The 12814-nt window shown below is 63.5% G+C and carries 9 protein-coding genes and 1 pseudogene; 8 read left to right on the top strand and 2 right to left on the bottom strand.

The genetic code is table 11. From position 1 onward, the window contains the following. The first annotated feature begins 156 nt into the window (after positions 1–156). The 8 genes and pseudogenes from NKK52_RS03265 to NKK52_RS03230 all read left to right on the top strand — a co-directional run bounded on the left by NKK52_RS03265 (position 157) and on the right by NKK52_RS03230 (position 10188). Positions 157–966 carry a L,D-transpeptidase gene (locus NKK52_RS03265; RefSeq protein ID WP_023684555.1) on the top strand — a complete coding sequence of 270 codons (810 nt, stop codon included), beginning with the start codon at positions 157–159 and terminating at the stop codon, positions 964–966. Positions 967–1251: 285 nt separating this feature from the next. Then, positions 1252–1452 carry a hypothetical protein gene (locus tag NKK52_RS03260; RefSeq protein WP_023684556.1) on the top strand — a complete coding sequence of 67 codons (201 nt, stop codon included), beginning with the start codon at positions 1252–1254 and terminating at the stop codon, positions 1450–1452. Between the two features lie 807 nt (positions 1453–2259). Next, positions 2260–3195: a helix-turn-helix domain-containing protein gene (locus NKK52_RS03255; RefSeq protein WP_348625726.1), complete on the top strand. Its 936-nt coding sequence runs from the start codon at positions 2260–2262 to the stop codon at positions 3193–3195. A gap of 233 nt (positions 3196–3428) precedes the next feature. After that, positions 3429–3848, top strand: a complete 420-nt coding sequence (locus NKK52_RS03250; protein ID WP_023684558.1) for a hypothetical protein — start codon at positions 3429–3431, stop codon at positions 3846–3848. A 1-nt stretch (position 3849) separates the two neighbouring features. Beyond that, positions 3850–8419 (top strand): annotated as a pseudogene (locus NKK52_RS03245) (YadA-like family protein). 9 nt (positions 8420–8428) lie between these two features. Further along, positions 8429–9004, top strand: a complete 576-nt coding sequence (locus NKK52_RS03240) for an invasion associated locus B family protein (RefSeq protein WP_023684559.1) — start codon at positions 8429–8431, stop codon at positions 9002–9004. A 138-nt stretch (positions 9005–9142) separates the two neighbouring features. Next, positions 9143–9715 carry a hypothetical protein gene (locus NKK52_RS03235; RefSeq protein WP_033000437.1) on the top strand — a complete coding sequence of 191 codons (573 nt, stop codon included), beginning with the start codon at positions 9143–9145 and terminating at the stop codon, positions 9713–9715. Continuing rightward, the gene (locus NKK52_RS03230; RefSeq protein WP_023684561.1) at positions 9712–10188 is read left to right on the top strand and encodes a DUF4189 domain-containing protein; all 477 of its coding nucleotides are present in this window, start codon (positions 9712–9714) and stop codon (positions 10186–10188) included. Before NKK52_RS03235 ends, NKK52_RS03230 begins: the two co-directional genes overlap by 4 nt. A 4-nt stretch (positions 10189–10192) precedes the next feature. Here NKK52_RS03230 and NKK52_RS03225 read toward each other — a convergent pair whose 3' ends face one another. Both NKK52_RS03225 and NKK52_RS03220 read right to left on the bottom strand, forming a co-directional pair. Further along, positions 10193–11062, bottom strand: coding sequence for an aldose 1-epimerase (locus NKK52_RS03225; protein WP_023684562.1), 870 nt, complete (start codon positions 11060–11062; stop codon positions 10193–10195). A gap of 70 nt (positions 11063–11132) precedes the next feature. After that, positions 11133–12677 (bottom strand): helicase HerA-like C-terminal domain-containing protein, encoded by a 1545-nt coding sequence (locus tag NKK52_RS03220; RefSeq protein WP_023684563.1) that lies wholly within the window; start codon positions 12675–12677, stop codon positions 11133–11135. Positions 12678–12814 lie beyond the last annotated feature (137 nt).

The raw sequence follows: 12814 nt of genomic DNA, 5'->3' as shown, positions 1-12814 counted from the left end.
CAACAGTGGCAGAGCGGTCACAGCTTCGCCTTTGTTTGTCCACCCTCAGGCCAGAATCGGAACCGCCTATCGCGTCAGGCATTGGGAGAGGCCGACCACTGCGCCGCTTGAAGGCATTCACGCTTTCTTGCGATTCGAGACTTAAAAAAGGCAACCATGTTGAAGACCGAAATCGACCCCTATCGCCTGAGCCGTCGCGGCTTTCTGAATGCCGCAGCCCTTGGTGCCGCCTCGATTGCGGTCTCCGCCTGCACCACCACCGGACCGGCACCGGCGCCGGTCGAACCGCCACCGCCGACCTATGACGAGCCGCCGCTCGGCGACTATGCGACGATGTACGGCCCGATTTCCGACAGCGGGTTCGAGCTCCCAGCGATCCCGATCAAGAAGATGGACCCGCAGTTCCTACGCCAGATTGTTCCCGATCCGACCGGCCAGCGGCCAGGCACCATCATCGTCGATACGACCAACCATTTCCTCTATCTGGTGCGCGAAGGCGGCCAAGCGATCCGTTACGGCGTCGGCCTCGGTCGCGCCGGCTTCGAATGGTCGGGAGACGCCGTCGTCCAGTGGAAGCAGAAATGGCCGAAATGGACGCCGCCCGATGAGATGGTCGCCCGCCAGCCTGAACTGGAAGAATACAGCGCCAAGAACGGCGGCATGCCCGGCGGCCTCAAGAACCCGCTCGGCGCCCGCGCGCTCTACCTGTTCCACGACAACGTCGACACGCTCTACCGCCTGCATGGCTCGCCGGAATGGAACTCGATCGGCAAATCCGTCTCGTCAGGCTGCGTGCGCCTGATAAATCAGGACATCATCGACCTCTACGACCGCGTGCCGTCGAAGAGCCCGGTCATCGTGACGTCCGACATAGGCCAGCCGATGGCGGCGAGCGGAAACCGCAGAGCCATCCCGATCGATGGCGGGGTGCCGGATGGCTCGGTCCTGCTCGGCCCGGTGACCTGATCGACTTCATCTATGCCATAAAGCGGCAGGTTCCGCTCCATGCGGCAAAGCTCGTCAGGATCCCGATAGCTTCACGCGAATGCCTGGGGTTCGCATCCAAGATATGCAATGCCGGCAACAGGAGGCCAAAAAAGACGTCCAGACAAACCATGGAGCCGCTGCAATCGGGGCGGCCATGCCCAATCTCGACGCTGCTGTGTTTCGTTTCCGATTGATGTATATTAGACGGGAGTATGATTGCAGAGACATACATTTCATTAGATCATTGATGGCGGGGGAACGCCGATGGTGGGATTTGATTTCGATAGTCCGCCTGCCGACGGCGCCGAGGCCAACCTGTCGGCCGAATGCGAGCGCCAATTGCTGCCGCTCGTCCGCGGAATTGTCGAGGCGGCGGTTGCCGCCGGGTGGAGCCAGGAAGACGTTCTTCTGGCCATGGTCGAGCTGTCCTGGGATCTGTACGAGAAACGCCGAGGCGATCTTTAGCAGGCCTGCGTGAGCCGGATAGTTCGGTAGCGCCGGCCAAGCCAGGCCATGTTTTTCTCGCGCGAACTTTTTTCTTCACTTACAATGTTTTTTCTATCCGCGGGATGCGCTACGCTGCCTTTGGGCAGGACTATGGGGGATACAAATTACCGTCCGGATTTCCGGGTTGGCTGTTGCACGGCACGGAATTTCGATGCGCTGGCAAAGCGGCTGAGGCAAGGCTGAGTGAAAAATGCGGGCGAGGTTCAGGAACGCAGCGCAAGCGCCGATCGGGTCGATCGGCACGCCCTCGACACAATCCCCGAAAATGCCAATCCCAGAAGAGCAACCATGCGGGGGAGCGGGATATGCTCTGTCCGCAGCCCTTGGATCGCTCCCGGAGGGTCGCCATCGCCGAAGTCGCTTACCTCGGGGATTTTCGGATCAAGGCCATTTGGCCACCGCCATGAAGAAGCACAAGGGAAAGAAGCCATGGTTCGGGCGATAACTGCTGCTGGATCGTCCGTGGCAATCACAGATAGTCGACCAGCTCTGTCAATGGCCGCGCGATCTATATTCGGAATACAACTCTGGATTGTGACGCCACACTATGCACAATAACTAGGCAAAAATGGTAAGATAAGATCGGAAAATAGTCAGGTAGCCTTGGCTAAAATTCAAACCTGTAAATTTATAGTCAAAATCCTGGTAAAATTTTCATTTGAGCTCAAATTCTTCTTTGAAATATAAAGCAGCATCTGTAGGATTCGAAGGAACGCCCAGGAGCAAACGTCAATTCTGGGCGCCTCGATACAGCACAGGATTGGATTGATCGGCGCAGCAGTGGCAGAGACGAAGATGCAACATAGAGGCAACGTCCAGGAAAGCGCCGGGACAGAGCGGCGGCGCGCGGATCGTCGCATCTTCGACGGAATACCGGAAAGCGCGGGGCGCTACCTGGTCACGTTTCGAGGCGGCGCGGCTCATGTCGTTCATCGGCCGGGATCACACACATTCAAAGCGGCGGAACATTTCGCTTCGGTTCTGCTTGCACCCTCACCAGGGATAGCGGCATCGCTGGGCAGCGACAAAGTCCACGAATACGACGGCGACGTCGGTATGATCATGATCGTCCCAGCCGACCTCGGCGGCAAGGTGACCCGGTCATCCACTACGGAGAGCGTAATCGTGGCGCTCACCCCCGAGAGTCTCTTCGAGCTGGCAACGCGTGAATTCGACACCGGCCATGCCGAGCTTCAACCGCCGCCGTTCGGGACCGTCGACTTTCAGGCGCTGCAACTCGCGCAGTTGCTGAAGGCGGAACTGACGGATCGGGAAACTCCAAACGAGTTCTATGTGGATTCGTTGGTCACCATGTTCGGCGTCCATTTGCTTCGGAACTACGCAGGAGCGCGAAAGTTGCCACAAGCCCCAAAGGGCGGTCTGTCGAACCGCAGCGCCCGGCGGGTGCGCGAATTCCTGGAGGTAAATTTTTCCAGCAAGATCGCGGTGGCCGAGCTGGCCGCACTCTGTGGCCTTTCGCCGAGCCATTTCATCCTGGCATTCACCAAGACCTTTGGCGAGCCGCCGCACAAATACCTGCTGCGGCTGCGTCTCGATTTCGCCGAAAAACTTCTCATCGAGAGCGACCTGTCGATTGCGGAAGTCGCTCATCTCAGTGGATTCTCGGACCAGAGCCACTTGACAGTCACCATGTCCAGATACCGGAACAGAACCCCCAGGCAGGTGAAGCTGCAACGTTAACGACTGTTGCGGCGCGCATGATTGTCCGCGGCGATACCTCGATTGATCTTCAGTATAGTCGAAGGTTGTGTGGCAGAGCAGTCACAGTTGTCGCGCAGGGACCAAATACCGGATTTTCCTACAAAGATTCCGGATTATTCCAAAATACCTGCACCGCGAATGTGCTCATGGTCGCGATGGAAGTCATTTGGGGCGGGGGAGCAACCAGATGATACAGCATGTCGGATTGTCCCATGGACATTCAATTCGCGGAAATCGAGGTCTTCGCGCCTAAGGCCGAAGCGGCCTGGGCTGCACTGCAACGCCAATACGCCAGCCGGATCAGCGCTGCGGAACTCGACCATCTCCTGGCCTGTTTCGTGCTTGGACTGACCTCTCCGGCTTGTGGTGAAGGCGATCCGGGATTTCATTTCGATCTCTGCCGCGCGCTGGTGGCGGTAAGCCTGCCGCCGGAACGGACGGAGGCTGCACTGCATACGGTTCCAGAACCGACGCAGCCATGGGTCGCGAGCGCCTATCAGCTGATTGAAAAACAAGGCGCGAAGGTTGGTCTCTCGTTGCGGGAGAAGACGCGCAATTTCGAAGATTTTTTGGCCACCGAGGCGAATGGTGCGGCACATCAGGGCGCCTCGGCAATTGCGAGGAAAAACTAGCATGACCAGACGCGTCGAGGGGCAAGCAAGGATCGAATTTCTTCCTGGATTTGTCGGAAACTGGATCGCGGGTGCGGCCGACAGTCGCTCGGTTCGTCGCCGCCTGATGGCGGTCCTGCGCATGGCGCATCGTACGCTTGGAATGCGCCGCAAGGGTTTGGGGTTGGGGACGTTGGGCGTCGGCACCAGCGTGCGTTCGGCATTGGCCTGCGGCGTGAGCCCGGCCAGCATGATCGGAGGCTTGGCCGCAATCGCCGCGATCGGCATCGCCACACCGGCCCAGGCACAATACCAGGCTGGCGGTGGTTCGGCGACCGGCGGCAACGCCGTTGCCATCGGTAACGGCACCGCGACGAATGGCAACAACAGCGTGGCGTTGGGCAGTTCCAACAGTGCAACGGGCGACGGCACGATCGCCATCGGCTATGCGATGGGTGTCAATGGCCTCAATGCCATAGGCATAGGTGTCTTCGCAGGCGCAACCGGCGTCAATGCCCTCGCCGTGGGCGGGAACGCCAAGGCCAACGGGGACGCAGCAAGCGCGATTGGCGTCAATTCGGTTGCAACCACAGGCGCGGCCGCCTTTGGCCTGAATGCGCGTGCCGACGGACTGAACTCGACGGCGATCGGCTATGTTACCCGGGCGACCGGGCTGCGCGCCACCGCGCTCGGGTTTGGGGCAACAGCATCCGGCGTGGATTCGATTGCGCAAGGTAACAGCGCCGTCGCCAGCAACCAGAATGCCGTCGCCATCGGTTTCCAGGCGACCGCGACCAGCATCAACTCCATCAACATTGGCGGGCGCACCGTCGTGGGAACAGGCGCGCTGTCGCAGGGCGCCATCGCCCTTGGTACGGATGTGCTGGCATCTCAACAGAACACGGTCTCCATCGGCGTCCTGACCAAAGCGACCGGAACGGGCGCAACGGCGATGGGCAACACCGCCAGTGCATGGGGCAACCAATCCATCGCATTCGGCGTCGGCGCGCAGGCAGGCGTTCAGGCCAACACTGCCTTGCCCAACAGCATTGCCATCGGCACCAATTCGCTGTCTTCGGGCGCTTTCGCCACCGCGATGGGCGCTACCTCGGTTGCGAGTGGCTCCGCCAGCACTGCTATTGGCAACACCGCCGTTGCCAGCGGCGCAAACGCCTCCTCGTTCGGTTCCGGCGCGAATGCGACGGGAGACAATTCTCTTGCCGCCGGTGTCAGCGCCGCCGCCAGCGGGATTGCCAGCACCGCGCTCGGCATCGGCTCCAAGGCCAGCGCCACCAACGCCGTGGCGATCGGTAATGCGGCGGTCGCCAATTCCGCCGACGCTGTTGCAGTGGGCACGAATGCAACGGCGACGGGCGGCAAGGCTGTCGCCATCGGCGCCGGCAACACAGCCTTTGGCAACGGCGCGGTCTCCATCGGCGATCCCAGCTATGCCAGCGGCACCGGCGCCTTCACCGGCGGCGCCAACAACATCGCCAACAGCGACGGCACGGCAACCGCCACCGCCGCAAACCAAGCCGCAGGCGCGGTTGCCATCGGCAACAACAACAAGGCCGTCGGGCAAGGCTCCGTGGCGCTGGGCAATGGCTCGACGGCGGGTGCAGCCGGCCTTGCCGGCAATGTCGCGCTGGGCAACGGCGCGACGGCGACGGCAAGCTCCGGCGACGTAGCGCTCGGTTCGGGCTCGGTGACCGCGACGGCGGTCGGCACCAGCGGCGCGACGATCGGCGGCACGGCCTACAGCTTCGCCGGCACGACGCCGACGAGCACTGTCAGCGTCGGCGCGCTCGGCGCGGAGCGGACAATCACCAATGTCGCGGCGGGCCGGCTCAGCAATTCGTCGACCGACGCCATCAATGGCTCGCAGCTGTTTGCGACCAACCAGCAGGTGACGCAGAACACGACGGCGATCGCCGCCAACACCGCCGACATCACCAATCTCGGCAACACGATCAACAGCATCAGCACCGGTGGCGGCATCAAGTATTTCCACGCCAATTCGACGGCGGCGGACTCGTCCGCAACGGGCACGGACTCCGTTGCTATCGGACCAGTCGCGACCGCGACGGGGACAAACGCCATCGCGGCCGGCACCAATTCGAGCGCCTCCGACGCCAACGCCTCGGCCTTCGGCAGCGGCGCCGTCGCATCGGCGCTTGACGCAACGGCGATGGGATACATCTCCAAGGCCTCGGGCCAATACAGCACCGCCGTCGGCGCCAACGCCAATGCCACAGCCACGTCCAGCACCGCGATCGGCCAGAACGCGTTTGCAACCGCCTTTCAAGCGACCGCTCTCGGCGTAGGAGCGAATGCCGGCGCCCAGAATGCAATCGCGCTGGGCGCCCTCGCCAACGCCAGCAACGCCGGCGACGTGGCGCTCGGCTCGGGCTCGGTAACCGCCGCGGCGGTCGGCACCGCCGGCACGACGATCGGCGGCGTCGCCTACAACTTCGCCGGCACGACGCCGGCAAGCACCGTCAGCGTCGGCTTCGGTCGGCGCGGAACGCACCATCACCAATGTCGCGGCGGGCCGGCTCAGCAATTCGTCGACCGACGCGATCAACGGCTCGCAGCTCTTCGCCACCAACCAGCAGGTGACGCAGAATACGACCGACATCGCCGCCAACACCGCCGACATCACCAGTCTCGGCAACACGATCAACAGCATCAGCACGGGCGGCGGCATCAAGTATTTCCACGCCAATTCGACGCTGGCGGATTCGCAGGCGCTGGGGACGGATTCCGTTGCCATCGGCCCGAACGCGGTCGCCAACAATGCCGGCGACGTGGCGATCGGCGCGAATGCGGTGTCGACCGTGACGACGGCTGTCGGCGGCACCACGATCGGCGGCGTTGCCTACACCTTCGCCGGCGCAACGCCCGCGGGTGCATTCTCGGTCGGCTCGGTGGGCGCCGAACGCCAGATCCAGAACGTCGCGGCCGGGCAGTTGAGCGGCTCCTCGACCGATGCGGTCAATGGTTCGCAGCTGTTTGCGACCAACCAGCAGGTGACGCAGAACACGACCGACATTGCCGCCAACACGGCTGACATAACCAATCTCGGCAATTCGATCAGCAACATTACCGGCGACACCTCGCTGGCCTACACCGACGCCAATGGCGACGGCATACGCTATGTGCGCACCAACGACCGGACGCTCGCCGTCGCCGACTCCTTCGCGCAAGGGATCGGCTCGTCCGCCCTCGGCTACCAGGCGACCGCGAGCGCCGACAATGCGCTGGCGCTCGGCCGCGACACCCAGGCCAGCGTCATCGGCGGCGTGGCGCTCGGCGCCGGCTCGGTTTCGGATCGGGCGGTCGCACCCGTATCGGGATCGATCCTCTCCGGCACCGGCCTCATTCCCTACAACACCGCGGACATGAGCCTGCTCGGCGCCGTCTCGGTCGGCACCTCCACCTCCTATCGCCAGATCATCAACGTGGCCGACGGCACGCAGGACCAGGACGCGGTCACGCTTCGCCAGTTGAAGGGCGCGCTGAGCTCGTTCGCGGTGACGGGGAGCCTGTACTTCCACGCCAATTCGACGGCCGCGGATTCGCTTGCGGTCGGCGTCGATTCGGTTGCGGTCGGTCCGCGCACCACCGTCAATGGCGACAACGGCATCGGCATCGGCAATGGCGCCATCGTGCAGCAGACGGCGCCGGGAGGCATCGCGATCGGCCAGAATTCGACGGTCAACCAGGCCGACAGCATCGCCCTCGGCACCAACGCAACCACCAACGGAGCGCAGGCCGTGGCGCTCGGCGCCGGCGCAAAGGCCAACGAGCCGGGCAGCGTCGCGCTCGGCGCGGGCTCGACGACGGCGGCGGCGGTCGCCACCACCGGCACCACGATCAACGGCGTTGCCTATACCTTCGCCGGAACAGCTCCGACGAGCACGGTCAGCGTCGGCACCGTCGGCAACGAGCGCACCGTCACCAATGTCGCGGCGGGCCGGATCAGCGGCACCTCCACCGATGCCATCAACGGCAGCCAGCTCTTCGCCACCAACCAGGCGGTCGAAGCCATGCAGGGTAGCGTCGGCGACCTGAATCAGTTCGCCGTCCAGTACGACAAGGACGGGAACGGCAACAAGTCCAACTCGATTACCCTTGCCGGCGGCGACCCGAACACGCCGGTGGTCATCCACAATGTCGGGCCGGGCGTTGCCAACACCGATGCGGTCAATGTTCAGCAGTTCAACAGCGGGTTAGCACTCAACCTGGACAATTCGAAGAACTACACCAACCAGGTGGCGGCCACCACGCTGCAGCAAGCCAATGCGTATGCGGACTCCAAACTCAGCCAGCTCAACATGGACATGGGAGAGGTCAGGGGCGAGGCGCGCCAGGCTGCGGCAATCGGCTTGGCGGCCGGCTCGCTGCGCTACGACGATCGTCCCGGCAAGCTGAGCGTGGCCGCCGGCGGAGGCTATTGGCGCGGTGAAGGCGCCCTGGCCTTCGGCGCCGGCTACACGAGCGAGGAGGGACGTGTTCGAGCGAACCTGTCCGGCACAACGGCAGGCGGGCACTGGGGCGTCGGCGCGGGCGTCAGCCTTACGCTGAACTAGAGCCCGGCCATGATCAGGCAGGCAGTCCTTGCTGTCGCGATATCCATGACGTCAATGCTCCTGTCCGGCTCGTTAGCGGCCGGGCAGGAAGCGATCCCTTCCGACTACAGGGTAAAACCTTCCGACGTAGCGATCCCTGCGGATGCGAAGCTTGGCGAATATCAACGGACCACCCGTCCGTTCGAGAACTGGACGCTGATCTGCGACGAGAACCTGAAGGCGCGCCAAAAGGTCTGCAATGTCACCCAGATCATCGAGGACCAGGCAGGACAGGTTGCGTTCAGCTGGTCGCTTGCCGCCACCAAGGAAGGCAACCCCTACATGATCTTGCGCGCCCCGCCGATCGCCAAGAGCGACGCTCCTGTCTCGCTGACATTCGAGGGGCGCAAGGAGCCGATAAAAATTCAACTCGACGGATGCAATCAGGCCGTCTGCGTCGGCATGCTGCCGGTTGGTCCGATCATGCGCGAACAGATTTCGAAGGCCGCGGCATCCGTCATCTCCTTCCCGACCACGGATGGCAGGACGATCAACGTAACCGCGACCCTCAAGGGCTTGGCCGCGGCCGTTGCGGCGATCAATTGACGAGGCAATCGCGATGAACCAGCAATCGATCCATGACCGGATAATGGCCCGCAACCAGGGAAAGGGTGCTGTCCGGGGGTCGGCATCGAAGACCGGAGCAGACCGCAACGAAACCGGGCGAAGACCGCTGTCTTCTCGTTGCTCGCCATTGCCGTCGTCGCCACGGCCGGCTTCGCGGCCATGCGCTACGGCCTGCTCCACAATTTATTGCCGCAGCCGGCGGTCGCGGAGACCAACCAGCCCAATCCGGCCCTGGCCGAGACGCCATTTCTGCAACACGCCAAAGAGGCAGGCTTGCAGTCTTGTTCCAACATTTTCCCGGCCCTTGGGCAGATGCTGACAACCGGCACGACGTACAGCGTCCAGTCGATCTGGAACAACGAGGCCCCCGACAAACACCTCGTGGAAGCCCTGGTCGGCATGAACTACGCCACACAGGGCTACAGCGGCCCGGCGGCAGGCCTGGTGTTCGCGGCACCCACGGCATCCGTTTGCGAAGGTACGATGGTCAGGGTGGCGCCATTCGCGGCCAATTGCGCCGATGTTCCGGCCCTGCTTCCGAAAGACAGCAAGCTTGCCAACAATCTTGGACAAATCAGCGTCTACGAACTTGCCAATGGAGGGGGCAACGCGATGCTGCTGCCAACCGGCAACAGCTGCGTCGTCATTTCCGTGGCCTCGGCAGCAGGAAAACAAGGAGGCGTACAATGAGGGTTAATTCCGCCATTGCGGCGGTCGGCATGCTGTTGCTTTGCGCCGGGCGGCTGGGCGCGGCGGACCTAGCCCCGGCGGCGGACGTGCCCGAGCCGCCGGCCCAGGAGGAGAGAGGCATCTGGGCGGCGATCGCCTATTCGAGCCCCGACGAGAAGCACGGCTTCTTTTGGGGCGCCGACAAGCGGCAGGAGGCGATGGACATCGCGCTGAAGCATTGCCAGAACGCCGGCGGCGGCAGCTGCGCCGTGGTCAGCGTATTCCGCAATCATCGCCATTGGGACGATGACGACAATACCGGCTTTCCCTACAAGCATTGCGGCGCCCTCGCCGTAGGCGAGAAGCCGGAAGGGCGGCTGACCAGTTGGGGCGCCGAGACGGCGCAAACACGCCGGGATGCCGAAGACCTGACACTGCAGGCGTGCGAGCGGAACGGACAAAAATGCAAGATCCGCGAGTGGGTGTGCACATGACGCATCAGAGCGAAGCAGCGGAACGCCAATCGAGGCGCATGTTTGCACTCAGCGTAGCGCCGTGCTCAAGCGGGGTCAGCCCTTCGCCGTGATGCGCATCGACGGTATGCGACACCGGCTCGAAGCAGAAGAAATCCGCATCAATCGACGGCGAATAGAGGATAAAGACGTCGAGCGGCGGCGAGGCCGTGAGCGAGATGGCGATCCTGTCCTCGGGCCGGGTGATCCTGGCGCGGCGGTCCCAGCCGTCGAAGGCGTTGTTGACCCAGCTTCGCGGCAGCAGGGAGGCGTTCGAGAAATTCCACGCGGGGTAATCGGCCACCGGCGCCAGGCCGACCGGCAGATGATGCTTGTCCTCCAGCCAGACCCGCGCCGCCTTCGCCTCGAGCGTCGTTCCGGCGCTGCGCGGGAACCAGGGATGAAAACCGAGTCCGTAAGGCAGGCGAATGCCGGTGCGATTCTCCACGGTGAGCGTGGCATCCAGGGCTCCGTCATGCAGCGCATAGGCGACCCGCGCCGTATATCGGTAGGGGCCGATTTCACCGGCGTCGAGGACCAGTTCAGCCTCGGTGGCGCTATGGCTGGCAATCCGCCACTCCCTCTGGAAGCCGTCGCCATGGATTGGAAAGGCCTCCCCCGGCACGTTCGGCTCGACCGCATGGAAGCGGCCGTCGAAGGCGAAACCGCCGCCTGAGATGCGGTTCGACCAGGGAACCAGAAGCTGGCAGCCGGAGGCGCCGGTGCCATCGTCGGGGCGGAGCAGCGGCACCGTTGCGCCGCAGACCAGTGCGTCGAAGCGGGCGATCGCCGCGCCCTTTTGCGGCGCCAGGACCAGACGGGCGCGGTCGTCGCGCAGTTCCAGGAGGCCGGCCATCCCTTACCAACCGCCGTCGATGGCGATGTTCTGGCCGCTGATCATGTCCGAGGTGGGCTGGCCGACACTTTTACCGCCCCCTGGACAGGCTGCCCAGAATCCCGCGCACGATCGCGCGGCCGACCGACGAGCCGACCGAGCGCACCACCGCTTTGATCGCGGCTTCGGCCACCGTCTGGCGGTTGGACGGGCGCGGCGCCGGGGCGCGGCGACCGCCTGATTGCGGCGGCGGCGGATCGTCATTGCCGAAGCCCGGAATGGTCCAGCGCGAGCGCCCGCTGTCGGCCTGCTGCGCCTGCTCGTCCTGCGCATCCCTGGCTTTCTTCTGCAGCATCTCGAAGGCCGATTCGCGGTCGATGGTCTGGTCGTACTGGCCGGCGACCGGGCTCTGGTCGATCAGCTTGCGGCGCTCGTCCGCCGTGATCGGGCCAAGCCTGGACGACGGCGGCCGGATCAATGTCCGCTGCACCATGGACGGCACGCCCTTGACCTCCAGCGTCGAGACCAGCGCCTCGCCGGTGCCGAGCTGGGTGATGGCGGTGGCGCAGTCGAAATCGGGATTGGGCCGGAAGGTGTCGGCGGCGGTCTTGACCGCCTGCTGCTCACGCGGCGTATAGGCGCGCAGCGCGTGCTGCACACGGTTGCCGAGCTGGGCGAGAACCTTTTCAGGGATGTCCAAAGGGTTCTGCGTGACGAAATAGACGCCGACGCCCTTGGAGCGGATCAAGCGAACCACCTGTTCGACGCGGTCGATCAGCACCTTCGGCGCCTCGTCGAAAAGCAGATGCGCCTCGTCGAAGAAGAACACCAGCTTCGGCTTTTCGGGATCGCCGACCTCGGGCAATTGCTCGAACAGTTCCGACATCAGCCAGAGCAGGAAGGTGGCGTAGAGCCTGGGGTTCATCATCAGCCTGTCGGCAGCGAGCACGCTGATGGCGCCGCGGCCGTCGCGGGTGGTGCGCATGATGTCGGCGATGCGCAAAGCCGGTTCGCCGAAGAAATGCGCCGCGCCCTGCTGTTCCAGCACCAGAAGCGTGCGCTGGATTGCGCCGACCGACGGCTTGGTGACATTGCCGTAGCGCGAGCTGATCTCGTCGGCGCGCGCTGCGATGTTGGCCAGCAGTGCTTGCAGATCCTTCATGTCGAGCAGCAGCAGGCCATCCTCATCGGCGATGCGGAAGGCGATGTTCATGATGCCTTCCTGCGCTTCGGAGAGGTTCATCAGCCGCGACAGAAGCAGCGGCCCCATTTCCGAGACGGTGGCGCGGATCGGATGGCCCTGCTCGCCGAACAGGTCCCAGAAGATGACCGGGAATTCCTGGAAGTCGTAAGGGTCGAGCTTGACCTGCTCGGCCCGCTTGACCAGGAAATCCTGCGCCTTGCCCATCATGGCAATGCCGGACAGGTCGCCCTTGATATCGGCGCAGAACACAGGCACGCCGGCATTGGAAAACCCCTCGGCCAGGATCTGCAGGCTGACTGTCTTGCCGGTGCCGGTGGCGCCGGTGATCAGGCCATGGCGGTTCCCATATTGCAGCAAGAGCTGTTCGGCGCGCTGATAGCTGTCGTCGGGCTTGCGGCTGGCGCCGAGGAAAATGCTGGTGTCGTCAGCCATATGACCATGTCTCCGCAAACTGATGTGTTAAAAGCCTGTGGCCGTGCCGCAGGGTATAGTCAGGCCATTGCGCAGCGACAATGCTATTCTCCAATTGGGCTATCCATCCAGTTGGCTATTCATCCAGATTGGGCCAA

It is taken from the genome of Mesorhizobium sp. C277A (genome assembly GCF_040324395.1).
Lineage (GTDB): Bacteria > Pseudomonadota > Alphaproteobacteria > Rhizobiales > Rhizobiaceae > Mesorhizobium.
Note: the sequence above shows the minus strand (reverse complement) of the source record. Positions and strands in the feature narration are given on the sequence as shown.

Excerpts from the sequence above, each read along its gene's own strand:
- NKK52_RS03265 (WP_023684555.1), top strand. The coding sequence starts at position 157 with ATGTTGAAGACCGAAATCGACCCCTATCGCCTGAGCCGTCGCGGCTTT.
- NKK52_RS03260 (WP_023684556.1), top strand. The coding sequence starts at position 1,252 with ATGGTGGGATTTGATTTCGATAGTCCGCCTGCCGACGGCGCCGAGGCC.
- NKK52_RS03250 (WP_023684558.1), top strand. The coding sequence starts at position 3,429 with ATGGACATTCAATTCGCGGAAATCGAGGTCTTCGCGCCTAAGGCCGAA.
- NKK52_RS03240 (WP_023684559.1), top strand. The coding sequence starts at position 8,429 with ATGATCAGGCAGGCAGTCCTTGCTGTCGCGATATCCATGACGTCAATG.
- NKK52_RS03230 (WP_023684561.1), top strand. The coding sequence starts at position 9,712 with ATGAGGGTTAATTCCGCCATTGCGGCGGTCGGCATGCTGTTGCTTTGC.
- NKK52_RS03225 (WP_023684562.1), bottom strand. The coding sequence starts at position 11,062 with ATGGCCGGCCTCCTGGAACTGCGCGACGACCGCGCCCGTCTGGTCCTG.
- NKK52_RS03220 (WP_023684563.1), bottom strand. The coding sequence starts at position 12,677 with ATGGCTGACGACACCAGCATTTTCCTCGGCGCCAGCCGCAAGCCCGAC.